The sequence below is a fragment of the Psychrobacillus psychrodurans genome, assembly GCF_050209195.1.
GTDB classification, from domain to species: domain Bacteria; phylum Bacillota; class Bacilli; order Bacillales_A; family Planococcaceae; genus Psychrobacillus; species Psychrobacillus psychrodurans.
Genome location: NZ_CP189791.1, coordinates 984,294 through 1,010,878, shown reverse-complemented (window position 1 = coordinate 1,010,878; position 26,585 = coordinate 984,294). Strand labels below are relative to the sequence as shown.

Below are 26,585 nucleotides of genomic sequence, written 5' to 3'. Positions count from 1 at the left end.
GACGTCCGTCAAACCAGTATCACTTTTTTCGTTAATCTAATTGGGTTTGCTTGTCCGTCGCCCTCCTACAACTCTTATAAACAGGTGGTAAGTTCGTTTTCGTATAACTAGTAAAAGATATTTCCAATTCATAGAATAAGCGCACGAAGATATACTTTCGTGCGCTATTTCGGTTATTTATTTAAGATACATATCCTTATATTTATTGAATGATTTGATACTAATTTATCTTTACTTGCTCTCACTTATTGTTTACTCACTCCCATCTGAGGTTTACTTGCTATCGTAAAGGACTTGCTTGCTCTAAGCCTATATTTACTTGCGGACTATTATCTTTTACTTGCGGAAAGGATAACTTTACCAAATTGCTCTGCTCACAGCCTAAATGTTTAAAATGGAATTACTAGAAGTTGTTTTCTACTCAATATACCGACTAAATTGGATAGTATCGCTAGATGATCTTGCAAACTCATCGTGTTTTCCATAATAGCTTGATATTAATTTTTGAACAGTAACTACCTACTAGGCGAAGGCAACACTCGCGAAAAGTGTCCACCTGAAACGAAAATCAGTAGTCATGGTACATTTTTTATAAAAAAAAGAGTAAGACGAAACGCCCCGTAGGACGCTCATCTTACTCTCCCAATGTTAAATTATTTACACTCTTCGTTTTATTTAGGTCACTTTGAGCATTTTGTCCAAAGTCATCTAAATTCAACTTAAGTTGCTGTTGAATTTCTTCAATAGATTCCTCTTCAGGTATGAAGTAATAGATCCCTCTAATTGTGGCATCATCTCCAGAGATTTGTAGCTGTTCAATTGGAGAAGATTTTAAGTTCTGATACATTTTTATCAGTCCTAAATACTGAGAGGTAGGTATATTTGTTTTCACATTATTTCCGACATCAGCAATCATATCATCGATTTTGGTAATATTACTTAGGCTTGTGCCTTTATTGATGATTTCTTGAATCACATCTTTTTGACGTAAGTTACGCCCCATATCGCCTTGAGGATCCGTTTTACGCATACGTACATAAGCAAGCGCTTCGTTTCCATTTAAATCCATTGTTCCTTCAGTGAACGTCTTCCATTTTAAACTGTCTGTTAACTGAGCTTTAAATGTAAATGGTACATCTACTTCAATACCGCCAACCGTATCAACAATATCCTCGAATCCCTGGAAGTCAGTAGAAACGTAATAGTCTATTTTTAAATCTAATAATTCTTCTACAGCATTGATCGTGTAGTTAATACCACCGTTTGCGTAAGAGTGATTTATTTTGTCTTCATATCCTAGATCAGGTATATATACTTTTGAATCTCGGGGTATACTAACCATTGAGATTTTTTCTGTTTTAGGATTGATGGTCGCTACAATAATAACGTCGGATCTACCGTAAGTAGCGCCTTCTTGGTTTTCAATACCAGCAAGTAAAAATGTGAAAGCTGAATCTTCCGCTATCGCACTTTCAAACTTACTTTTTGTTTCCTCTACTTTATCTCGTTCAAGTGGTTCATACATATTTGCTGTAGCATTTTTTGTCTGTAAAGATAGGTTAGTAGCAAAAACTATCACACCAGACAATAAAAGCATCGAAATAACTAGAACTGTATATAAAATTTTTCTTCTCGTCTTCTTTTTTCGTTTTGTGTGACGTGAAGTAGCCATAATTCTTCCCTACTTTACTGTTAAAATATAATCTAACCAATTATACAAAAATTTTTGTCAAATGTATATCGAAAATACACTTACTTCTTCGTAAGGTTAGACAACAGGTCTTTGACAATGGATACCCAACTGTATTCATTCAATGCCAATTTCCGACCACATTCTTTCATTTCTGAACGATCTGTCTCATCCATTTCTACAAATGAAAACATTGTATCTACTATAGAATCGACATTTTCTGGCTTAGCAACAAGTCCAATATTATTTTTTGTCACGATTTCGGCACTTTCCCCTTTACCGCAATATAATACAGGAACCCCTGATGAAGCCGCAGGGAAAATTTTAGATGGACGTGCTCCTTCAAATAACTGTATATCACGCAATGGGACGATACTTACATCCGTGACAGAAAATAATTTAGGCATTTCTGTCAAAGGTAAATGTCCTAAAAAAGCAATGTTGGTAAGGCCTAATTCTTCCGCTAATTGATGTAGCTTTTCTTCTTCGGGACCTGCCCCTGCAATTAAGAAAAAGGCATTTGGTACCATTTCTTGCATATTCTTTGCTGCATGCAAAATATACTCTAGACCTTGCGCATATCCTAGATTACCACCATAAGAAAAGACAAACTTGTTTTGTAGATTAAACTTTTCTACATATTCAGCATCTTTTTCTCGTGGTTGGAAGAAATTCGTATTTACTCCATTAGGAAGTACAAACACTTTATCTTCTGGCTGGGAGTGGTTAATGATATATGAACGAATACCGTCTGTTGCAGTAGCTATTTTCCATGAATGTTTATATAAAAATGACTCTAGAATTTCTGCAAGCTTTATGAAAAACTTATTTTTTACAAGTCCTAATTTCACTGCGGACTCTGGCCAAACATCGGCTACGTTAAAGACAAACTTTGCTCCTTTTAGTTTCGCACTAATCAAGCCCGTTAGTCCTAGAAATATTGGTGGTGAGTTAACTATAATAACATCTACTTTTCCAGATTTCAATAATCCATAAAATGAACTGAATGTAAATGAAAAATACGAGACCAAACGTTTATAAAAAGTCCCTTTTTTGGAAGGATATATCCAAGTACGATGGACAGGAATTCCATCCCACTTTTCAAACTCATATTTTTTCCCTTTATACTCCTCTGGAATAATTCCGTGAGGATGATGAGGAAAAGCCGTAACCACTTGAATATCATGGCCTTGAGCTAAAAGTTCTTTACTTACCTCATATACCCGAATTTGCGGGGCACCCGTTTCAGGTGGGAAATGTTGACACAAATATACAATACGCATTTAAATCACCGTTTTAATCTTTCAATTTATTCTTTAAATAGGCTATTAATGGCTCTTTTAAATCGTCACGTTTTAATGCAAAGTCAAATGTCGCTTGTAAAAAACCTAATTTATCACCTACATCATAACGTTTACCTTCAAACATATATGAGTAGATAGATTCTTTAGCTAACAAGGAATCAATGGCATCCGTTAATTGGATTTCTCCTTTTGCATCTGGTTGCACTTTTTCCAGTTCTTCAAATATACCAGGTGTCAAAATATAACGACCAACAATTGCTTGGTTGGATGGAGCATCCTGAATAGCAGGCTTTTCCACTAATCTTTTTACTGTATATAATTTATTATCTACTTCGCTATAGTCAACTATACCGTATTTATTTACATCTTCGGTCGGTACTTCATTGACACCTAAAATACTACTTTGAGTTGACTCATACATATTAATCATTTGTTTTAATGCAGGTACTTCTGCGTCTATAATATCATCGGGTAACAAAACAGCAAAAGGTTCGTTGCCAATAAATTTTTTCGTACAAAGAATTGCATGACCTAAACCAAGAGGCTCCTTCTGACGCATATAATGTATGTCCACCAGATTAGAAATGTTCTCCACTGTTTCTAACAACTCAGTTTTTCCAGTTTTCTTTAATAGTAGTTCTAATTCGATGGATTTATCGAAATGATCTTCCATCGATTTTTTATTGCGCCCAGTTACAATAATAATATCTTCTATTCCAGAAGCAATTGCCTCTTCAATAATGTATTGTAAGTTTGGTTTATCTACAATTGGCAGCATTTCTTTAGGTAATGCTTTCGTTGCAGGTAGAAAACGAGTCCCAAACCCTGCCGCAGGAATAACAGCCTTCTTAATCATATCCAATCACCTTTCTCTTTCTAACGATTATAGATACTTTTTATATAACTCTAACATGTAATGTGCGTTATCAATCCAACTATAGTGCTCTGCTACATGTGATACTCCAGCTTGTCCCATAGATTCTCTTAAGTCACTACTTTTAGCAAGTTTTTTGAATGCACTCGCTAATTGTTCCGGACTTTCTTTATCTGTTACAATGCCAGTTACACCGTCTACCACTACTTCTGGAAGACCGCCTACATTAGATACGACTACCGGAACACCACAGGCCATTCCTTCTACTGCTGCCACTCCAAAGCTTTCACTATTTTCTGTAGATGGAACCGCGAAAATAGACATCTTACGGATAACATTAGGGACCTCAGTATTCGGTACTTTTCCAGTAAAGGTTGTAACTGCATCAATACCTAAATCCTTAGTTAGTTGCTCATATTCTGCTCTTTGTGGGCCATCACCTGTAATAAGGAGTTCAGAGTTTGGAAATTCTTTATAAAATAATGCAAAGCCCTTCACTAAATCAGCTATCCCGTATTTATCTTCTAACGCTTTTACAGTTCCAATAATAATTTTGTCACTTGTTTGTTCTTTAGCTGCTTCCGGATAAAAAATATTAATATCTACACCAAAAGGAGTTACTTCTACAAAACGATTCGTATATAAATTTGTTTCTTTAGCCATCACATGACTTGTAGAGAAAATAGCAGTAGCTTTACTTAACGTGAACTCTATCAATTTTTTATTAAGTTTATTCTTTTTAGGAAAATCAAAAATATCTTTTCCCCATACCGAAACAAAATACTTTTTATAATTGACCATCGCACCTAACAACCCGTAGCTAGAAACAAAATGCGAATGAAGCACATCTGGTTGCCATTCTTTCAACATTTTTTTCAATGCCGGAGCTGCCGCTAAATAAGAAGCTTTGCCAGGTAATGACTTTGGCAATACAATAGTCGGAACCAGCTTTGCGTTGTCCTCTGAGTAATGATCTTTAAACGTGTACACTTTCACATCGATTCCTTGAGATTGGTAGAATAACGCCCATTTTTGTGTATGAATCGATCTGCTTGGTGCTAATAACGCAATTTTCATTGGTTACCTCCTATTAGTGCATGCGCCGCTTGTTCGGCACGTTCATTCCATGCATGCTTTTGTAAGAAAGTTTGCTGTATATTTTGTTTGTATTCAGCAAACTTTGGTTGTATCGCTTGCATTCCTTCTACAAGACTCCCGGCATCATCACCTGTTAGAACCCCGTAAGGTCCTGATCCAATGAAGTCCTCTTGTGCAGAACAATTGGTAGCAATGATTGGTAGGCCTGCTGTTAAATATTCAACTAGCTTAATTGGCACTGCAAAGTCATTGTATACAGAACGTTTTCGAGGAATAAATGCAAAATCTACTTCTTCGTATAGTTTTTGTAGTTCTGTCCCGCTGACATGTTTCACTTCAATATACGATTTGTTTAGCTTTTCCTTTTCTAAACTAGTTAAGTCGTTATATTCATCTTCGCGACAAACAATCACTAAATTTCCTAAAACATCGTCTTTGTTTAACAAAGCATAAGCATCTACCAGTGTAGGCAGTCCATAATCATCATTATTAATACCACCTACATAGATACCTTTGAACGGCTTTTTAATGTTGTCTGAATTAGTTTTAATATCTGCAAAACGTCCACCTGGTGGAAGAGCCATTTTGGAAGCATTTATATTCACGTATTTTCCCATAGCATCACTCGGTAAGAAAACAGTATGAACGTATTTCCCGTAAAATTTTTCTTCCATTTTATAAATAGATTGCATGATGAATTTTTTTATACCTCTTAAAGAATATAATTCATCAAACTTCCAGTATACATCTCTGTAAAATACTCCAGTCGGAACTTCATGTTTCTTAAGCATCTGAAATACTTGTTTATCTATTTTCCAATCTTTCGGAATATGTCCAGCATCCGTAAGCCATAACGGAATCGTTTGATTTTCTGAATAACAAAACAATGTGTGCTCTAGTTTTTTATCCTGTAAGAATTTATTCCAAAGTAGACGACGTTCATTTGTACTACCAGAAATAACGACTAATTCAACACCATGCTTTTGCGCATAAGCTTCAAATGCTTTTATCATTTCTACAGGACGAATAGCAGATCCACTTTTGGGATTCGTTGCTATCGTAAATGGATAATATATAAGAATATTTTTCATGCTTTCACCTTTTTCCTCTTCACCTTACTCATAAGGAATGTCCAAATAACGTGAAAATACTGCTCTAATATAAATAATCCGGCAAGAACGACTGTCATCATTATCCAAATTGGATTGAAGAAAAAGTCTGCTGCTCCACCAACAAGTGTTCTTGGGATATTAATGGTAAAGTAAACTGTTAAAGCAATAACGACTGGAGTTTTTGGTAGTCTTAAGAAAGCGATATATAACAACTGGACAACTGCAGCTACATAAATAATACAAACTATAACTCCAACATATCCAAATGATCCAAAAGCTTCTCCAATGAAAATCGTATTTAATACGCCGCCTGTCCCTTTATCTACATTTTCAGGGAACACATTTTCCATGACCATTCTTGCTGTACGCACCTGTTCAATATCGAATATACCAGCGATAAACGAAGGTAATCCTTTCATCTCCAGTAAAGCGATAGAATGTGAGTACGTATCTAAATGTAAAAAGAAAGGAGATATTTGCGCTAGAATAATTCTTCCAATTGGACCAGAATTATAGGACAAAAAGCTCTCAACTTCTGTTACTCCTTGGATAGCTACATACATGATTACTAATAATACTGTCCCTGAAATAACAAAGGCACTGATTTTCTTCCAATTTAACTTTAGTGTTTGTGTGAATACACCTGCTAACAACAACATGATGACATAAAAGAAAACGGGTGATTTTGCCAAATCGTATGTAGTTATTACTAAAGATGACATAAACAACAAAAAGAATACGATCTTCCAATATAATGCTCTAGATTGTGTTGTATATATAAAAGCAATTATTGAAAGAACCGGAGTTAAGGCGATTGCAAATATATTTCGTATATATACATCAATTCCACTAATTCCTCGTGACGCATCAATACGCATCTTCGCCAGTTCCGATGTATTTCCTTTTAACAATTCAAATAAAGGTACAGTAGAGGTCTTCAGCATTGTATAAGCTACTGCTAGCACAGATATAGCAGTAAGTGCACCAAAGGCTAATCTAAACAAGCGTCTATTCTTATCTACACTTGTACGAACGGGTTCGTGTAGGTAGCGGTCAAACTCTATTTCCGAATTAAAACCTAATATTCTTCCTACAACCAATTGCGTTAGTGGGAATAAAATCATTAATAACGTCAACAAAATAAATCCAATGATTCGATACTCCTCATGGTCCATTCGTTTAATCATATAATAATCATCAATCCCTAATGCTATCAATAATCCGCCAATATAACTGGAGATAAGGAAAGAATAATAATATATTATGGTAATCATATTTGGCTTTACAAGAGAAAGGCTTCCAGAGACCTTTTTAAAAAGGTATGTGGAAGCCACCACAGTAAAGAGCCATATGCTAAAAATTAACAATGCTCACACCTACTTTATATTCATCAATAACGCCCAGATTTGATCTGTGGGTTTTGCTAGATTATATCAAAAAAATTAAGCTAAATATTCCTTCAGTAACGCTAGCACTTTTTCGGATGTTTTTCCATCTCCAAATACAGGTGTATAAGAAGGTGTTACTTTTTTGTTTACAGCAGCTACTATTTTGTCCGTGTCTGTACCAGTTAGAATATTTGCATCTTCTATTAATGTTTCTACCCATTCAGTTTGATCACGAACTGTTACACATGGGACTTCTGCGAAATATGCTTCTTTTTGAACGCCACCAGAATCTGTAACTATTTTTTTCGCATTAGTTTCTAACGAAAGCATATCCAGGTAACCAACTGGTTCGATAACATGTAAGTTTGGAATTTGGTCTAATTTAAATCCATAATCCTCTAATTTATGCTTCGTACGTGGATGAATTGGCCATACCTTTTTATCTGGGATTTGACTAAATGCATCTAATATAGATTTCATACGATCTACATCATCCGTGTTTTCTGCACGATGGATCGTGATTAATAAATAATCTTTTGCAGTTAGGTTTTCACGCTCTAAAATAGTCGTTGATGATGCTGCTAATTCTTTATTATACAATACTGCATCATACATTACGTCTCCCACATTATAAACGCCTTCGGATATATGTTCGTTTGTTAAATTTTGTATTGCTGTATCAGTTGGACATAGAAGTAATGTAGAAATATGATCTGTTAGTATGCGGTTTACTTCTTCTGGCATTTTCTTGTTAAAACTACGTAGCCCCGCTTCTATATGTACAATAGGTACATGAAGCTTTGCAGCTGCAAGTGCACCGGCAAGTGTTGAGTTAGTATCTCCATATACAAGTACAAAATCCGGAGTTTCAGTTAAAATTATTTCTTCAATTTTAGCTAACATTTCTCCAGTTTGTTTCCCGTGGTTTCCAGAACCAATACCTAAATGATAATCTGGTTTTGGAATATTTAATTCTTCAAAAAAGATGTCGGACATATTTGCATCATAATGCTGTCCAGTATGAACTATTAGTTCTGATACTTCTTCACGGATGACTCGTGATACTGCAGCAGCTTTTATGAATTGGGGTCTTGCTCCTAAAATTGTAAGAACTTTCATTTTGTAATCTCCTTCATCATTTCAATCATGTCTTTTACGATAAATGAATTAATATTATATGGATGTTCATACTTCTTACCATTTCTTGTGAATTTTAACGATTTTACATATTGCTTATAAGTTGGGTAGATACCGAACCATTCCATTGGCTCATCAAAGTATTTTCGATAAAGGTTTTTCTTCCTATATAGCTTGCGCAAAATAGGATAGAGCATGCCATACTTATTTTTCAACGAATTTTCTGGACCTGGTTTTTGAGGCATTGAATAATAATCTGGATGCATTTTATGCAATGTATAATCGTATAAATATTTTTTATATTTTAAGTCTGCTGGAAGCTTACTGAAGAAATGGATTAACCGATCATCCCATAACGGAAGGGACCAGCTTTGGCCAAAATACTCATACACTCGAACAGAGTTAATGATGAACTTGGATTGTCTTTCTCTCCAGTTCCATTCATCTATTAGTGAAGACACTCGCTCATTCGTGTAATTGGAATACACTTCTATGTCTTCGATTAAACCTCTTCCTATATTCGTGTTTGCATAAGTTTTTTCTCCATTAAGTTCCCATAACCGGAAATGCTTATTCATGATGAAGGTTTGAATTTCACTCACTTCAAATTCTTTATCAATAATCGATTCATAGGGTAAGTGGCCACCCGCTAGGTAATCTAGGGAATGACCTGGTAGGAACACAGCATCCTTTAAATTTTCTTCTTGTACTAAAAGCTTGGTACTCGGGAAATCTTGTAAATGTGCAACAGAGACACCATTGCTAGAATACACAACATAGTCTTTCCAGTCCCCCGACTTGTACATGTCTTCCCACATTTTCTTATCATAAGCAAAATACTTCCACTTAAGCCCTAACTGATCAGCTATTTGCTTACTAACAGTAGATTCCCCATTACCGGGTCTTCCATATGTAAATGCAGTAATATTATCTTTTAATCCTCGTTCCACCAGATTTAAAGCGATTAACCTAGAATCATAGCCACCACTAAGTGGGATAACTATTTGACGTCCTTGCAAACGTGTTGCTAAATCATCAAATAATTCATGGAAAACCTGCTCCAATTCTGCAGCAAATGTATCTATAGAAGCTGATTCTTTTTCCAAAACATATGTGTAATAATATGTTTGTTTTGCATCTTTAGCTAGTTCTACATAGGAAACAGCCGGCACTTGAAGCCAGTCAGCAAAAAGTGTTTTATCTCTAAATACAAACCCCGTTACAAGAAACTCATCTTCTGCCTCTGGCACCATTTTCATGCCTTTATAAGGTGTGATATAGTCTTGAACAATCCAATTGGATGCAGAGTCTTGGGAATAGAATAATGGGATAGATCGTTTCATATCCGTCACTAAAGTAGTATTATGTTCATTTGTGAAAACTAAAGCGTACTCCCCATTCCAAGTGGAATATTCCATCGAGGAAAGCTGAGCTGCACTAAATATGCTACCAAAGTTTTCATGGGTGACATATTGATTTTCGTAGTAGAAATAACCTCTAAAAAACCCTTCGTACCCTTCGCCTGTAATAGGATAAAAATCTTTATGCCTAAGGTTAATCTTACAATTTCTCGCCATGCCATATCCCCCATTACTTTCTAAAATATTTATCCATTCTAACTACTAATACTAGTACTAAAAATACAATCCATACTCCAGCTATCAACCAGTCATTTAACTCTGTTAATTGAATATAAACGATACTCAATGTGGCAGCTATTAACCAAAAGATTGTCCATGCCATCTTAAATCCAGAGAAAGGCACATAGTAAAGCTTCTGACTTTTGCGGAACACGATGAACAGAGCCAAACAGTATGACAATACATAAGAAATAACAGTACCCCAAATTAAGAAAATTGGGACGAATATAAAATTCAATATAACAGAAACAACTGCCGCTATTCCAAATGCTATGGAAATATGTTTTGTCTGTTTAGAGTAAAATATCCCCGTAGAAACAATCATATAATAAAAACTTAAAAATGTTGCGATGGAAATTGGTGCTACGTATTGAAATGCTGTTCTAAAATCCTCGGGCATCACCAAAATTATCCACGGCATAAAAGTGGCTAATGCTAAAACTCCTAAACTACCTATCAATAAAAATGCTGCATATAACGTAGAAAATAGTTTTGGACTACTTTCCTTATCTTTTAATGACATGGAAAAAGGTCTCCAAGCAAGTTGTATCCCACTAGTCAATAAAGTGATAAATGTAGCGAATTTAATAGCAGTACCATAGATCCCTATGTCTGATAAGGTGGCATATGCCTTGAGAAAATAGTTATTTGCATTAGCAATAATCCAAAACGCTAAAGAAGCAGGTACCAAAGGAGTTGCATATACAAGTATTTTCTTTAGAATACTCCAATCAAACAAAGGTTTTAAATATATTCTTACTGGCTTTATTAATACTAAGACTATAATAGCGACACTTAATAATCGGGCCAATAGAATCCCCTCAAGTGACGTCCACACGAACATCAAGAAAAGCAATGACACAACAGCGATTAAAAGCATCTTTGCAACAGTTGTTATGACAACTCTCTTCGTATGAAAGTCATATCTCAATATAGTTAATACAAGTGTGATTATAGTATCCAAACAAAGTGTTCCAAGTGCAATATAAAATAATTGCGATTGACCAGAAACATCTAATAGTAATACAGAAAGCCACTCTCCACCGATTAAAAACACAACGAATAATAAAATAACTATGGATATCCTAAAGGTCATAACGGATCGAACATACTTTTCACGTGTCTCTTTGTCTTTATACTCAAAGTAGTAATAGGCCAGAGCCGAATCTGTACCAAAAATCACTAAGAAAGTAAGCATCGACACATTTGTATCGACGAGTTGAAGCAAACCTACTAGCGATGTATCAACTAAATAATGAGCGTATAAAGGAAAGAGGATGAAAGCTATTAGTTTCGTCCCTACATTCATAAATGCGTAAAGGAGCGAATCCGCTCCTAAACGTTTTAACTGAGAGAACACTTAGAGAAGCTCCTCTTCAGGTACATTTTTTAAGAATTTTGCCGGGAATCCTTTGATTACCGTTTTTTCTTCTGTATCTTTTGTAACAATTGCTCCTGCTGCTACAAAAGTTTCTTCTGCAATTGTGATTCCCGGAAGAATTATAGATGCTCCACCTACACGTGCACCTTTTTTCACAATTGCTCCTTTGATTTTATCAAAACGAGCTTCAGTTCTACCCATAAAGTTATCATTCGTCGTAGTTACACATGGTGCGATAAAAACATGATCTTCTAAAGTAGAATGTGCTGTTATATATGAATTCGATTGAATTTTAGTACGTTCTCCGATGGTTACAAAGTTTTCTACCGTGACATTACGTCCGATAATAACGAATGCACCAATCTTAACATCTTCACGTACGGTCGCTAAATCAGCGATTAATGTACTCTCACCGATAATAGCTCCTCTATAAATAATCGTATTTGCTCCAACTGTACATTCTTTTCCTAATTCAAGGGGTGGAATTACTTTCGTGATTTGCATCGTGCTTGTTTTAGCTGGTTTTGGTTGCTTTCCAACAACAGCACCATCATCAATTGTTGTACCATCCCCGATAATCGTATTCGCATGAATCGTCACACGATTACCGATACGAACGTTATTGCCTATTTTGGCACCTTCTTCAATTACAGAAAAATGACCAACTGTTGTTAGTTCACCTAATTCGGCAGTTTCATGTATAAAGTTCATATTCATGTCCCCCTTATAGTTTAATGTAACGGTTTGGAGTTTCGATTCCTTTGAATGCATTACGCGTATCAAATATAACTTTCGATCTCTTCGCAATGTTTTCATAATCAAATCCAGTATGGTCAGTAGCTAGTACAACGATATCTGCATTATCAAGCATCTCATCAGTTAACTCTGAAGTATGAAGAACTTCACCATTTACACGATAAGATTCGACATGTGGGTCTACTGTTTTGAAATCAGCACCATGATGTAATAATAACTCAACTAATTTTAGTGATGGAGATTCACGCATATCATCGATATCTTTTTTGTAAGCTACACCTAAAAGAAGAACTTTAGCATTACGTAATGCTTTACCTTCATCATTTAAGATTTGCATAGCACGTGTAATAACGTAATCTGGCATAGAGTTATTAATTTCTCCTGCAAGTTCGATTAATCTTGTGTGGTAGTTATACTCACGAGCTTTCCAAGTTAAATAGAATGGATCGATTGGAATACAGTGTCCGCCTAGACCAGGACCTGGATAGAATGCCATAAAACCATATGGTTTCGTTTTTGCTGCATCAATTACTTCCCAAACATCAATTCCCATTTTCTCACAAAGGATAGCCATTTCGTTCGCAAGAGCGATATTAATATGACGGAATGTATTTTCAAATATTTTTTCCATTTCAGCGATAGCTGGACTAGAAACTTTGTGTACATCACCTTCTAATACGCTACTATATAGTGCAGCTGCAACATTGGTACATTTTTCTGTAATACCACCAACTACTTTTGGTGTGTTTTTTGTATTAAAGTCTTTATTACCTGGATCTATACGTTCTGGCGAATAAGCGATAAAGATGTCTTCTCCTACATTAAATCCTTGGTCTTCTAAAGCAGTACGAATAATTTCTTCTGTAGTACCTGGGTAAGTTGTTGACTCTAAAACAACTAATGTTCCTTTTTTCGCATATTTAGCGATTTCATTTACTGAACTCTCCACATAAGAAGTATCTGGTTGTTGGTAAATATCAAGTGGTGTTGGTACACAAATAGCAACTGCATCCACTGCACTAATAGAACCATAATCAGATGAAGCTGTTAAATGACCAGAGTCTACCATCTCTTTCAAGTCGTTATCTACAACGTCACCAATATAGTTAATACCTTGATTTACTTGTTCTACTTTAGATTCTTGTACATCAAATCCAATAACTGTATATCCAGCTTTTGCTTTTTCTACTGAAAGGGGTAATCCCACATAACCTAGGCCTACAACACCGATAACCGCTGTATGGTTTTCGATTTTCGCTAATAATTCTTCATAGTAATTCGACATATATGTCTCTCCTTTAAATTAACTGAATATAATACGTTTTCCTGTCTCTGATGATTCAATAATTGCCTCAATTAGTCGGACAGGATTATAACCATCTATTCCACCAACTTCTGGTTCACGATCCTCATTGATAGCTGCAACCATATCTTCAATAATACAGTCATGTCCTTTTTTGCCCCAAGGATCATTTTGTATTTTCGTTTTCAATGCTTTTACTTCATCTTCTGAATAACCTTCTACATCCCATGTATCAATAAACACTGCATTTTTTCCACTTACTTTCACGCTTGCAGATTCACCGAAAATGGATAGGGATTCTTCCAGGTTTTGTGGATACACTGTAGTTGCAGCTTCCACCACTCCTAAAGCTCCGCTTTCAAACTCAATTAAAGCAGTAGCTACATCCTCTGTTTCGATGTCGCGGAAACGAGTTGCCACCATCCCTTGAACTGATTTAACTGGTCCCATAAACCATAATAATAAGTCTAGATTATGTATGGCTTGATTCATTAGCACTCCACCATCGAATTGTTTCGTACCTCTCCATGGTGCTTGGTCGTAATACTCTTGTCCTCTATTCCAACGAACAGTTGCATTAGCATGGCTTAGCTTTCCAAATTTACCTGCATCCATTAACTCACGAACTTCCATAATTGCTGGACGGTATCTATTCGGATGTACGATGGAAAGTTTAACTCCTGCGTCTTTTGCAATCTCCATCATTTCTTTTGCATCAGCCGAATTAAGTGCCATTGGCTTTTCAGTCACTATATGTTTGTTATACTTTGCTACTACCTTCGTTAAAGTTGCATGTAAACCAGAAGGAACACAAATATTCACTACATCAATTTGTGGATTCTCAGTCAACATTTTTTCTAAATCTGTATATTTTAATACATTTTCATCATCTAATACTAATCTATCGGGATTTGTATCACAGATAGCAAAAAGGTTAGCTCCTTCTGCATTTTGGATAGCAGCTATATGTTTATCTGCGATGAAACCCATACCTACAATTGCAAATTGAATCATACTCTTTTACTCCCTCTAGCTTCTAAAATATATTTCCATAAAGATAAAATAAGGATAGCAGCTAATATCCCAAGAATGAATCCTGCGATTGCTCCTTCTAAACCGTACGATTTTGTTTTAACTACATAAGTATTTGCCAGTGCAGGTTGTTCATAAGTGATAATGTCATTTCTAACACGCTGCTCTGTAGCTAATGCATTTTTCAGGTCCATTTCTGCAGTACTTAATAATGCTGAAAAGTTATTTACAACTGTTAAATTTTCTGTATCACTAAGAATTCCTTTATAGGACTCAATTGCAGTCTTTAATGTTTCAATTAAGGAAGCTTGATTATTTGCATAATTTTCTGTTCCTTGAATAACTTTGTCATGTTGAGCCATTAAGTCTTCTAATAATAGATCATTAAACTTTGATATTTCTTTTGTTAATTCTTCCTCCTTGTTTCCATGAGTTTCTACCTTAATATAACTTCTTGTAGGTACAAATACTTCTGTAGCACCAGTAAAGTGTTGCCCATACCTTTCTTGAATATGCTCAGGGTTTGTTAATGCTTCTAACTTAACAGAACCTGTAAAAATTGTACTTTTTGCTACGTATTCTCCATCTTTAGGAATTAGCATCGAACCAAGATATCCCAACAAAGCTACTATTACAGGAATAATGATAAACCATACTTTTTTCTTCCAAAAAAATTCTAATGAATCGTACAAACGATATGTTCTATTTTCAGCCATTTCACTTCTCCTTTAAATCTCTTTAACAGGCAGTTAGAGGGAAACGTAAATAACGTCTCCCTCTACTTTTATCCATTCATTATTTACTAGCAAAAAACTCAGCGATTTTCTCTACCACATATTGTTGTTGTTCTTCTTTTAACTCTGGGAACATTGGTAAAGAAAGTGCTTCATTTGCAGCTTTTTCAGCTTTAGGGAAATCACCTTTTTTATAACCTAGGTTTTCAAAAACTGGTTGAATATGCAATGGTAGTGGGTAATAAATCATTGTAGAAACTCCATTTTCATTTAAGAAAGCTTGTAATTCATCACGACGTTCAGTCAGAATCGTATATTGATGGAATACATGATGGAATCCTTCAACGATAACAGGCGTTTTTACATGATCTGCTACTTTTTCGTTTAGTAAATTTGTGTAGAAGTCTGCATGTTTTCTACGTTGCTCACCCCAAGTATCTAAATGTGGAAATTTCACATTTAATACAGCTGCTTGCAATTCATCTAAGCGACTGTTGTAACCAAGTACATGGTGGTAATATTTTGGTTTACTTCCGTGCACACGAATTACACGACTTTTTTCTGCAATATCATCATTATTTGTAACGACCATACCTCCGTCACCATATGCACCAAGGTTTTTCGTAGGGAAGAAGCTATAAGTTGCTGCATCTCCTAGTTCACCAACTGTAAATTCACCTTGTTTAGCACCAATTGCCTGTGCAGCATCTTCTACAACGAATAGATTATGCTTGTCCGCAATTTTACGAATACTAACCATATCTGCCATTTGTCCATACAAATGAACCGGAATAATAGCTTTTGTTTTATCTGTAATATGTTTTTCAATCTCATTAGGATCTAAGTTAAAAGAAATTGGGTCAATATCTGCATATACCGGTGTTGCACCAGTTCTAGCAATCGCTCCACCAGTCGCAAAGAATGTAAATGGAGTTGTAATAACTTCATCTCCAGGTCCAACCCCCGCAGCTTGTAACGCTATATGAATTGCATCACTACCATTCCCACAACCAATACCATGAGCAACATGACTATACGCAGCAATGTCAGCCTCAAGCTTTTTAACATTACTACCAAGAATGAATTGTGAGCTACTCATAACACCATCTAAGGCTTCTAATACTTCACTTTTTAATGATGCATATTGTTCCGATAAATCTAACATAGGTACTTTCATTTTATCAACACCAACCTATCCATGAATTAAAATCTAATATAAGTTTTAAAGCAATATGTGAAAAGCACAATTATTAATCGCGCTTATACCCAACAACCTTTTGGAATACAGAAATAATAGGTCTGTATTCTTCACTAACGAGTCCAATCTTTTCAGCAATAATTTCAAACGCAATTAATATAAACAATAAGATAAATATCGCCCATCTTAATGTTAATGTTTCAAATGTAATTGCGGCTATACTAAATATTAAACCAAAACCATATATCACCAAAACAGTATCCCGGTGCGTTAACCCTAGGGCTAATAAACGGTGATGTAAATGTGACTTATCTGCAACGGATATAGGTTTCCTATTTACTACTCTTCTTATAATCGCGAATGAAGTATCGAAAATTGGTACACCTAAAATCATAATCGGTACAACAAAGCTAAATAAAGTTACACTTTTGTATAAACCAAGTAATGAAAGTATCGATATTGCATACCCTAAAAACATTGATCCTGTATCACCCATGAAAATTTTTGCTGGGTAGAAATTATGGAACAAGAATCCAAGCGTACTCCCCAATAATATTAGGGAAAGTGTAAGAATTAACATCTTATCTGCTGAGAAAGCTAGAAAAGCAATACTTGCAAATACTATTGAAGAGATACCTGCTGACAGACCATCCAATCCATCAATTAAATTGATGGCATTCGTAATAGCTAATATCCAAAACAATGTAACTACATATGAGAAGATACCAAGCTCAAATACACCAATGAACGGAATATTTAATACATCGATTGTTAATCCACTACCCATTACTGCACAAGCCGCCAAAATCTGACCTAATAGTTTAATTTTAGCTGATATCTCATATTTATCATCTATTATTCCCAAAACGATTATGATCAATGCACCGACCATAATACCTGTAATTTTTGCTTCATACAATCCTGCCACAAAATAACCAGCAATTACTGCTATAAAAATAGCAAGGCCTCCCAAACGAGGCATTACATTTTGATGTACTTTTCTTTCAGAAGGTTTATCAACCGCTCCTATTTTATGTGCTAGTTTAATAACAAGCGGGGTTACCGCTATTGCTGTCGCCATAGATATGATAAAAGCAAGAAGTAATTTTATATCCAAATATATCATCCTTGTTTTATTATTTTCAAAAATTAAAGTACAACATTCATTTAGACGTATACGCTATATGAAAGTTTCTTCAATTACTGATTATACTATAAAAATACGCTTATAACCAAATTTAGTATAAAGAAAGAAAAGACTGATTTTTCTTTTATAAATACATAGGAAATCTGTCTTAGTTTATGGAATTAATAATCCCCACCCTAATGACCTCTTAAAAAACAAATCCCTTCTATTATAACAAGTTATATTTTCTAGTCAGTTTTCAAGATAATGAAATTGATCCGAAGAGAATTCCTATACGGATGTGCGCGGGCCGTACGCTACGTATGAGCCTTTAGGGATGTGTCGCTTGCGCTCCTGCGGCTTGGAAGGCGCACATCCTTGGAACCGGTGTTAAAAAGTAATTCATTCTCTAAGAAACATAAATTAGAGGTTTTATGTACATATGGATTGCGGTTTTGATACTTATTACTTCATTATGAAATCGACTCTATATAAGCTAAATAACTAAAACTCAAAATCGTGACATCGTCCTTAGAAAGCATCCACTTGAAACGGAAATCGGTAGTATTATTGTATAGACCTGATTGTTCAATATACTTGGATATCCGAGTTGAAGTATATAATTTAATACTTTCTTAGAACAAAAAAATCCTGCAAAACTCACAGGATTTACATCATAGATTATCTACTAAAAAACAAAGGAGCGCGACAGTAGTCACACTCCTTTAACGAAAAGAATAGTTATATAGAACTCACATTAAGAGAATTCTGGCCAATTAACTTGATACTGATCTCCATCAATTTTTTCTATCGTTCTATACTTGAATGGTATTAGCTCATCTAACTTAAACTCTTCTAAAGCTCTTTCTAAGGGTAGTAATTGAAAACTATCCTCTTCTTCAAGAATCAAATATGCTCCTACAACTTTACCGTTTTCTTCCGTATTAATACGAATAAAAGCTGGGAAGAAAAGATCATTATTGGATTGAATGACAGAAGAAGCTAGTATTACATTATTACCATCCTCGACAATGTTATCTTGTTCTATTTTATCAAATACCTTTAACGCCCACGCTTGTCGCTTATAATACCCTATAATCTTTTGAGCATTAGCTTCTACTGATGCGTTAAAATTCTTCGTTTCTTTTTCTTCCGAATCCATGTACTTCCCTCCACAATTAGCAAAAATCCATACAAATTACGTTATCATACATCAATATAGTTCGCAACTTCTAATACTTTTTCCTTACTTTTAATCTTTATAAATAGATTGAATGTCATCTATTATAATTTCACCATTCGTTTTGTTAGCATTTTCTGTTTCCATATAACGAACAGGTAATGCCATCTTCAATGGATATGTCAGTCCAGCTGGTACTTCTGTAGAAACAAATTGCCAATCTGTCCAGTTCACATTTTTACTAAAGTCTAATTGAACTGTTTTCCCAGAGGCATCAGTTATTTGTGAGCGTAACCAATGGCCTTTGCCATCTCCTTTTACCCACATACCTATTTTCTTAGCTGGTGTGCTGATTGTTAAACTTGTTTTTGCATCAACATATGCGCCTGATGTTCCAGTAGTACCTGCAAAATCATAAGCTAGTTTAAGAGCTTTTGATCCATCGCGATCATTCGTTACTGATTGCACAGAAACAGTTTTTACTCGATCACCTGAAGCTTCATAGTTGGAGATACCTTTATTAAAAGATTCTAAAATAGTTGGTGCCACATCTCCTACAACTACCGGAATAGTTGCTGACTTAGAACCGTATGTTACAGTAATCGTTCCAATACCATCTTTGTTTGGAGCTGTAAATTTACCATTGCTTATTGTTCCAATTGTAGTCGTCCACTTGAAAGCAGTAGGGGCAGTAATCACTGCTTGTCCATTATTCATTCCACTCGCTGTAAGTTGTGCTGTTTTTGCTTTAGCTACCTGTAAAGAGTTTACACTTGTTTTTATACTATCCAACGTATTTGTAACTTTAATATTGATATTTGTCGTTTTCCCGTCATAAGTTACAACTCCTGCGTATGTTCCTGGTCCAGCAGTAACTGTTTGTTTACCGTTCGAACTTTTTATAATTGAAGAAGTTACTGTACCATTACCAGATACTGCTACAGGGTTCATATACTGATCGATACCTTTTACAGGTACTGAAAGATTAGTATAAGTTGCTCCTTGGAAAAGGTTTAAAACATCGGACGCAGGTGCTATTGTTGCAAGTGCACTTGTCTTATATTTACTTATAAATAGTAGTGTATTAGATACAGAGCGTTCGCCACCATCTGAAGGCTTATTGGCTACTGATACTTTATTGGCACCTAGCTCTCTAGCTACTAGAGTAGAAGATCCACCACCATCAAATGTCATTGCATATTGTGCACCTAAATCTTTCATGAGTTTAGCAGTATTTTGAAGAGTTAAACCTTTACTTGCAGTACTTCGACCATCTACTACAATCGTGAAAATACTACCGTCTTTTTTAATACCAACAGCAGTACGTGGTGCGACACCTGCAACTTTAATCGTTTGTAGTGAACCATTTTTCACTAAATGATAACGACCACTTACGGATTCACGAACATCATTCCATTCAGCTGGAGTGAATGCAGTTGTAATTTCTATTTTGTCACCGATTTGTACTTTTTCTAAAAACTGACTAGCAAAATGGTGTCCAGATAGAATTATTTCACCGCTATTTAGTTTTGCATTTCCAACGTTTGTAACATTCTCTGTTACTGTACCTACTAATTTTTCAGATCCATTTAATTTACCAGATTCTACTTTTACTCTAACTTCAGTCCCTAACTCATTAGTTCCAGTAGTTGCTGAAAAGTCTTTTGTGTAGATTACTAGGTGATTTGCGGCTCTTGATCTATTAACTGAATTGATAGCATATGATTGTCCACCATTAACTATTACATTCATCGCAACCTTTGGAGCACCGATAATTGCTCTACCATTTGACTTAATCCCTAAAACAGCTAAATCACTTAAAGCAGTTTGAGGCGTTGACACGATAGAACCGTCCATCATCATTAAATCAATTGGTTGACCATACTTATCGAAATAATCTCCATTTACTCCTCCTACAACATGATAGGAATCATTTTGGACCACACTATTTGCTTGTGATGAAGTAGTTTCAAATCCTTTAATTTGATCTTTTGCTAGTTCTGTTTTCAGCTCAATATTAGACGTAACTCCATCATATTCCAGCATGAATAGTTTTTGTGAACCATTTGAGGAATCGATATCAAAGAACTTTTTACGTACGCCAGGTGCTATCTGAGTAACAGATTGGCTAGAAACCTTACCTATTGTCAAAGAAGGTGTCTTTTCCACAGGAAATAGATTAGAAGCTGTATTTCCTGGTGCCGGTGATGATCCTTGTGCATTTGCTAGTTCTTTTAATTTTGCTTTTGATGGTGTTTTGTATTCTACATAACCAGCCATTTTAGTAATGTACATACCACCACCAAGACCGTATTGTCCACCGTATAAATTATCATAACGGTAAACACGATATTGTTCGCCAGGTTTTAATATTCTTTGAAATACCAAACCATCTGAAGTGCGTTTCCAAAGGTTAATTGGTTTTACAACTTTAATTTTACCTGCTTGTCCTGGAACCATTAAAATTCCATCCCAATAAACTTTAGTTGTTTGTGCTTCTACACGTTCTGTTTGGAATAATCCGCCCATGGCTACAGCAAAAATTATAAAAAGGTATAGCAATTTTTGTTTCATTAAGTTACATTCTCCTTCGCTTCGTTGAGTTTTCTCTTACTGCTCAGTTTGTTTTATCGCACGATTTTGCTCAATTGTATATCTCCATAAATTACTTCCATCATAGAAATATAAATTACCATTTAAATCTTTTTCCAGGCCGTAAACGCCTTTATCTTTCAACCACTCTACTTCTAATGTATCTTTTGTAACTTTAAATAACTTTCCTTCTACACTTCCGTAGATATAGCCGTCTACATTTTCAATAATTTGAGCATTACGGAATCTACCAGATATTAATGGTAATAACTCAACCGTTTTAATATCAGTCCACTCATCTGTGTATACAAATAACTTTCCATCCGCCATACCCCACACTTTATTATCTTTATCTACTATTAAACTAGTAATCATACTTGCACTAAATGGTAGATGGATATACTTTTTGTCTTCCGGGGTACTTCTATTAAAATAGAATAATCTTGCTCCCCTTGGATTTACTTGTTGGTTTGCATGAATAGATGTACCACCAAATACTTGCGTTCCTCTACTTACTAATGAAACGATACTTTGGTTATAAATATAATTCTCGTAAATTTCCATTTCTTCTGTTTCAGTATCATAAAATGCTAAAGCACCGCCACCAACACTAGTATCTGGTAAAGTACCAAATATGATTTCTTTGCCTTTATTGTAAGGTGCAACAGCAGTTGTACGCTCTTGTCCATATTGGTTCATACGAATAACTTCTTTTGGATTCCCAGTAGTCCATTCTTGTTCACGATCATAAACTAGAAGTCTAGCAAGTGGGTATGCCCCAATATATAGTTTGTTATTGATATCGAACATCGACTCAATTTGACTAATGTTACGGTACAATTCCTTGTTACCTGTTTGTACATCATAAACTCCGAGTCCACCAGACATATATCCATTAGCGAAAATTTTAGTACCATCTGAGCTAGAAGCAAGTGTGTACAATTCCACAGGTTGTTCTGGTAATTCAAATTGGTGATAAGTCATTTCACCTGTTTGAGGATTATATTCAAAAATCTGACCTAAATTATCAACCATACCAGAAAGAACAAATTCTTTTGGTTCTTCAATTGGCTCTTCTACTATTAAATCTTCATCATTTGGAACTTCTTCCTTAACCTCTTCATCGATTGGTTCTACAATAACTGGAAGAGTCTCAACAATTTGAACATCTTTTACTAATTCATTTTTCACTTGTGGAACAATAACATCTTCTAACGATGGGTCAGTTGGAGTTGCTTCCCCCTTAGAATCATCTCCACCTTCAGTGATTCCTTCTTTACCATTCTCTTCTTCAACCTTTGGAGATTCTTTTAAAATAAAGTCTAAATTAATAGCTTCCGTACCTTTCGGCAAATAAACACCTAATTCTGTATGCTCTTTTGTTTCAAAATCATATTTTATTAGCTGTTGCGCTTTTGTATAATATAGCGCTTCTTCATTCGGCGAAATAGTTGAAACTGTTTTAGACTTCAATTCAAACTCATCGACAATTTTTAATGTTTTACGGTCAAATACTACCGCTAGATTCGACGGATGTAATCTTGCAACGATATAGTCTTCCGTTAGAACTAAATCCTGCGCATATTTTTCAGACATATATTTAGATGGTAAGAATGAAGTGAAATTTTTCGTATTAGGTTTTTTCACTAATAAGTCCATTGGAGAACCAATCGAAACATAAATTTCATCTTTCTCTTCATCAGCTACAATTGCTTTTACAAATTCTCTTCTTTTACGAATTTGACCAAACTCTTCTATTTCTTCTGTTTCTGTATCAAAGGCAACTAGACTTCCTCCGTACGCAGAACCAGCATATACTTTCTTCCCAGAAACGATTAAATCTTGGATTGACGTATCGCTTTTGTTTGAAAAAATAGCACCGTGTTTTTCAAATTCTTCTGTGTTTGGATCGTAGCTATATAGAGTGCTAGATACAGAACCACCAACCCATAACTTCCCATTTTCATCTACATCAAGACCCCATGCACTTTTTGAGTCTTCAAGAGTAAACGTATGTAAGATTTTTTTTGTTTCATAATTGACAACAACTAAAGCTGCGGGAGAACCATGCATGATGTAATAAATGAAATACTCTCCCTTTTCATTTGCTGCAATTTTAGAAGATACAGCTGATGACTTGTAAATCATGGAACCCAAATTCTCATAGCCTTCTAATACCACATCTTCTTGTGGTTGTTCAACTTCAATAGTATCTTCCAACCATTCCTCAGAATCACCATCTACTTCAATGACCTCTTCAACATTCTCTATTTGGTCTTCCGTGGCTTGTGATTCCTCTGCATAAACTGTTGAACTAATTGGTGCAACTAACATAAAGCAAATCATAGATGTGTAAATCTTTCTCATTTTATAACCCCTTTCCCTACTATTCTAACATTAACATCTATTGGTAACATTTAAAACTTATTGTTGTAATATAATTGAAATATTAGTACATTATCTTACAACTGCTCGCTTATACAATTCATGATATAATGGAGTTTGGAATTTAAAAGTAGGGAGAATGAATATTATGTTACATTCTATTAAAAAGATGATATCTGGTGAAACAATTGAATTAAAGCAGCTGAATAAAATTGTTTCTAAAATAAATGCCTTAGAAGAATCGTTTTCACTTAAAACTGATAAGGAGCTCCAAGCATATACACAAATTTTCCGCGACCAATTAAATAACGGAATTTCTCCAGAAGAATTAATCATTGAAGCTTTTGCTGTCGTTCGAGAGGCGTCCAAACGAGTTCTTGGCTTACGTCATTATGATTCTCAGTTAATGGGTGGAGCCGTACTTACTCAGTCACAAATTGCTCAAATGCAGACTGGGGAAGGTAAAACGTTAGTAGTAACGTTGCCTGCATATGTGTTTGGCGCACACGGAAAAGGAACACATATTATTACAGCAAACGAATATTTGGCAACACGAGACTTCCAACAAATGAAACCCCTGTTTGAATTTTTAGGTTTGACTGTCGGATTGAATATTTCCGGATTGGAAGCTGATGAAAAACAAGAAGCATATAATTGTGATATTACATACGGTACGGGAACCGAATTCGGGTTTGATTACTTGCGTGATCATATGATTCAAGGTTCTGATCAGTTAGTTCAGCGTCCACTATTTTATGCACTAATTGACGAAGTGGATAGCATATTAATAGATGAAGCAAGAACTCCTTTAATCATTGCTGGGAAATCAAATGCTAGTCTAAACTTATTCCCAATTATGCATATGGTAATTGAGTCCTTTGAGGATAAAGTGGAATATGATTATTATCCAGAAACCAAGCAAATCGTTTTATTGGACGAAGGTGCTGACCGTTTAGAAGAAGCGTTCGGAATTGACAATGTATATGATAGTGAACATCGTGAATTTATGCATATCGCTATGCAAAGTCTTCGTGCTAAAATAGTAATGCGAAAAGACGTAGATTATATCGTAAAAGACGATAAAATTATGATTGTAGACCCTTATACAGGTCGTGTAATGGAAGGTAGGACATTCAGTGATGGATTACATCAAGCGATCGAGGCAAAAGAAAAAGTTTCATTAAAAGAAGAAAATAACACGCAAGCATCGGTAATGATTCAGCATTACTTCCGTTTATATAAACATGTTTCCGGAATGACAGGAAGTGCTGTTCCTTCTAAAGATGAATTTTGGGAAACATACTATTTACGCGTTACAGAAATTCCAACAAACAAACCAAACCAGCGTAAGGATTTGGAGACACTTGTCTATTTAACAAGTGATGATAAAATTAAAAAAATTATAGAAGAAACCAAGAAATACCATGATATTGGTCGTCCAGTATTAATCGGAACTACTTCTATACAACAATCTGAAAAGCTATCTATTGCTCTAAAAGAGTTGGATTTAAAACATTCTATATTGAATGCCAAAACAGAAGAAGATGAAGCAGAAATCATTTCTAATGCAGGGCAGTTGCATAAAATTATGCTTGCCACTAACATGGCTGGTCGTGGGACTGACATTATTCTTGGTGAAGGAGTACCCGAATTAGGTGGACTTCATATTATAGGCACCGAGCTACATAGCAGTGCTCGTATTGATATGCAGTTACGTGGCCGCGGAGGTCGCCAAGGAGATCCTGGCAGCACACAATTTATTATTTCTTTGGAAGATGAACTTTTCTACTATTATGACGAAGACGAATTTGAGAAATATAAAAATAAAGTAAAAATTGATCAAACTGGTTTAATACTTGCCCCAAACCCTTCCAAATTTGTTTATAATGTGCAAAAAGTTATTGAAGGCACTCATTTCTCTAGTCGCTCTCACTTATTGAAACTAGATGATATTAATAATGATCAGCAATCAGTTATGTATAATTATCGTGAGAAAGCACTATATGTTGAAAATATGCAGTCACTAATAATCGATGCTATGCATGAACGCATGGAAAACCTAATCCAAGAACTTAATGAAATTAATTTGGATAATAGCGAACATGCAGCCATGTGGAATGAAATTATTGATGAGATTAAGATTCTATCAACTTTAACTTTAGATATGGAAAACCTCATGGACTCCACTGACAAGGAGAGTAAAATCGAATTAGAGGCATCATTGAAAAATGTATATAGTCAAGCTCTGGATATTGCGAGTACTGTTTCCCTTGAAGAAGACATATGGCCGAATATACAGTCCATATACTTAGAAACATTAGACAGATCTTGGATCACACACTTAGATAATCTACATCATTTAAGAGAAGGTATTAATATACGTGGATATGGTCAAGAAGACCCGTATAGACTATATGCATTTGATGCTCTTCATACTTTCAATGAAATGTTACAGGCTTTCTTCCGAGATATAATTCGGTATTTCTTACAGCTTAATGCAACGAAAATAGAAGATTAAATATAGGTTATTCAATTTATATAGAGGTCCATGGTATATGTAATGGACCTCCTTCAAGATTAAAGGCTAACACGACAGAGTAAATTTCATCTCCGTCATGTTAGCCTTATTTAAATTTTCCTTTTTGTTACGCATTT

General features: G+C 35.2%; 19 protein-coding genes. 1 reads left to right on the top strand and 18 read right to left on the bottom strand.

Features of this window, described 5'->3' with window-relative positions; translation table 11 throughout:
* Positions 1 to 634: 634 nt before the first annotated feature.
* The 18 genes from ACQCPR_RS04680 to ACQCPR_RS04595 all read right to left on the bottom strand — a co-directional run bounded on the left by ACQCPR_RS04680 (position 635) and on the right by ACQCPR_RS04595 (position 23,912).
* Complete coding sequence (locus tag ACQCPR_RS04680; protein ID WP_427138340.1) at positions 635 to 1,672, bottom strand: LCP family protein; 1,038 nt, start codon at positions 1,670 to 1,672, stop codon at positions 635 to 637.
* A gap of 80 nt (positions 1,673 to 1,752) precedes the next feature.
* Positions 1,753 to 2,973, bottom strand: coding sequence for a glycosyltransferase family 4 protein (locus tag ACQCPR_RS04675; protein WP_269920547.1), 1,221 nt, complete (start codon positions 2,971 to 2,973; stop codon positions 1,753 to 1,755).
* Positions 2,974 to 2,986: 13 nt separating this feature from the next.
* A complete protein-coding gene (gene galU / locus ACQCPR_RS04670) occupies positions 2,987 to 3,850 on the bottom strand; it encodes a UTP--glucose-1-phosphate uridylyltransferase GalU (RefSeq protein WP_427138339.1) in 864 nt (287 codons plus the stop codon).
* Between the two features lie 27 nt (positions 3,851 to 3,877).
* Complete coding sequence (locus tag ACQCPR_RS04665) at positions 3,878 to 4,945, bottom strand: glycosyltransferase (protein ID WP_427138338.1); 1,068 nt, start codon at positions 4,943 to 4,945, stop codon at positions 3,878 to 3,880.
* Complete coding sequence (locus ACQCPR_RS04660) at positions 4,942 to 6,057, bottom strand: glycosyltransferase (protein WP_093496597.1); 1,116 nt, start codon at positions 6,055 to 6,057, stop codon at positions 4,942 to 4,944. Before ACQCPR_RS04660 ends, ACQCPR_RS04665 begins: the two co-directional genes overlap by 4 nt.
* The gene (locus tag ACQCPR_RS04655; protein WP_241595474.1) at positions 6,054 to 7,352 is read right to left on the bottom strand and encodes an oligosaccharide repeat unit polymerase; all 1,299 of its coding nucleotides are present in this window, start codon (positions 7,350 to 7,352) and stop codon (positions 6,054 to 6,056) included. Before ACQCPR_RS04655 ends, ACQCPR_RS04660 begins: the two co-directional genes overlap by 4 nt.
* A gap of 168 nt (positions 7,353 to 7,520) precedes the next feature.
* Positions 7,521 to 8,585 carry a non-hydrolyzing UDP-N-acetylglucosamine 2-epimerase gene (gene wecB, locus ACQCPR_RS04650; RefSeq protein WP_427138337.1) on the bottom strand — a complete coding sequence of 355 codons (1,065 nt, stop codon included), beginning with the start codon at positions 8,583 to 8,585 and terminating at the stop codon, positions 7,521 to 7,523.
* Positions 8,582 to 10,180, bottom strand: a complete 1,599-nt coding sequence (locus ACQCPR_RS04645) for an asparagine synthase-related protein (RefSeq protein ID WP_427138336.1) — start codon at positions 10,178 to 10,180, stop codon at positions 8,582 to 8,584. Before ACQCPR_RS04645 ends, wecB begins: the two co-directional genes overlap by 4 nt.
* A gap of 13 nt (positions 10,181 to 10,193) precedes the next feature.
* The gene (locus ACQCPR_RS04640; RefSeq protein ID WP_427138335.1) at positions 10,194 to 11,603 is read right to left on the bottom strand and encodes a lipopolysaccharide biosynthesis protein; all 1,410 of its coding nucleotides are present in this window, start codon (positions 11,601 to 11,603) and stop codon (positions 10,194 to 10,196) included.
* Positions 11,604 to 12,335 (bottom strand): acyltransferase, encoded by a 732-nt coding sequence (locus tag ACQCPR_RS04635; RefSeq protein WP_241595470.1) that lies wholly within the window; start codon positions 12,333 to 12,335, stop codon positions 11,604 to 11,606.
* A 13-nt stretch (positions 12,336 to 12,348) separates the two neighbouring features.
* The gene (locus ACQCPR_RS04630; RefSeq protein WP_427138334.1) at positions 12,349 to 13,665 is read right to left on the bottom strand and encodes a nucleotide sugar dehydrogenase; all 1,317 of its coding nucleotides are present in this window, start codon (positions 13,663 to 13,665) and stop codon (positions 12,349 to 12,351) included.
* Between the two features lie 18 nt (positions 13,666 to 13,683).
* Complete coding sequence (locus ACQCPR_RS04625; protein ID WP_093496602.1) at positions 13,684 to 14,697, bottom strand: Gfo/Idh/MocA family protein; 1,014 nt, start codon at positions 14,695 to 14,697, stop codon at positions 13,684 to 13,686.
* Entirely contained in the window at positions 14,694 to 15,431 is a 738-nt protein-coding gene (locus ACQCPR_RS04620) for a hypothetical protein (protein WP_427138333.1), read from the bottom strand. Before ACQCPR_RS04620 ends, ACQCPR_RS04625 begins: the two co-directional genes overlap by 4 nt.
* Before the next feature lie 79 nt (positions 15,432 to 15,510).
* Positions 15,511 to 16,626: a DegT/DnrJ/EryC1/StrS family aminotransferase gene (locus ACQCPR_RS04615; protein WP_269920558.1), complete on the bottom strand. Its 1,116-nt coding sequence runs from the start codon at positions 16,624 to 16,626 to the stop codon at positions 15,511 to 15,513.
* 73 nt (positions 16,627 to 16,699) lie between these two features.
* Positions 16,700 to 17,764: a glycosyltransferase family 4 protein gene (locus ACQCPR_RS04610; RefSeq protein ID WP_090563465.1), complete on the bottom strand. Its 1,065-nt coding sequence runs from the start codon at positions 17,762 to 17,764 to the stop codon at positions 16,700 to 16,702.
* Between the two features lie 766 nt (positions 17,765 to 18,530).
* Positions 18,531 to 18,935 carry a hypothetical protein gene (locus ACQCPR_RS04605; protein WP_090563467.1) on the bottom strand — a complete coding sequence of 135 codons (405 nt, stop codon included), beginning with the start codon at positions 18,933 to 18,935 and terminating at the stop codon, positions 18,531 to 18,533.
* Positions 18,936 to 19,025: 90 nt separating this feature from the next.
* A complete protein-coding gene (locus ACQCPR_RS04600) occupies positions 19,026 to 21,527 on the bottom strand; it encodes a phosphodiester glycosidase family protein (protein ID WP_427138332.1) in 2,502 nt (833 codons plus the stop codon).
* Between the two features lie 36 nt (positions 21,528 to 21,563).
* Complete coding sequence (locus tag ACQCPR_RS04595; RefSeq protein ID WP_427138331.1) at positions 21,564 to 23,912, bottom strand: hypothetical protein; 2,349 nt, start codon at positions 23,910 to 23,912, stop codon at positions 21,564 to 21,566.
* 166 nt (positions 23,913 to 24,078) lie between these two features.
* On the opposite strand from ACQCPR_RS04595, the gene secA reads away from it, so the two are divergent.
* Positions 24,079 to 26,448 (top strand): preprotein translocase subunit SecA, encoded by a 2,370-nt coding sequence (secA, locus tag ACQCPR_RS04590; RefSeq protein ID WP_427138330.1) that lies wholly within the window; start codon positions 24,079 to 24,081, stop codon positions 26,446 to 26,448.
* Positions 26,449 to 26,585 lie beyond the last annotated feature (137 nt).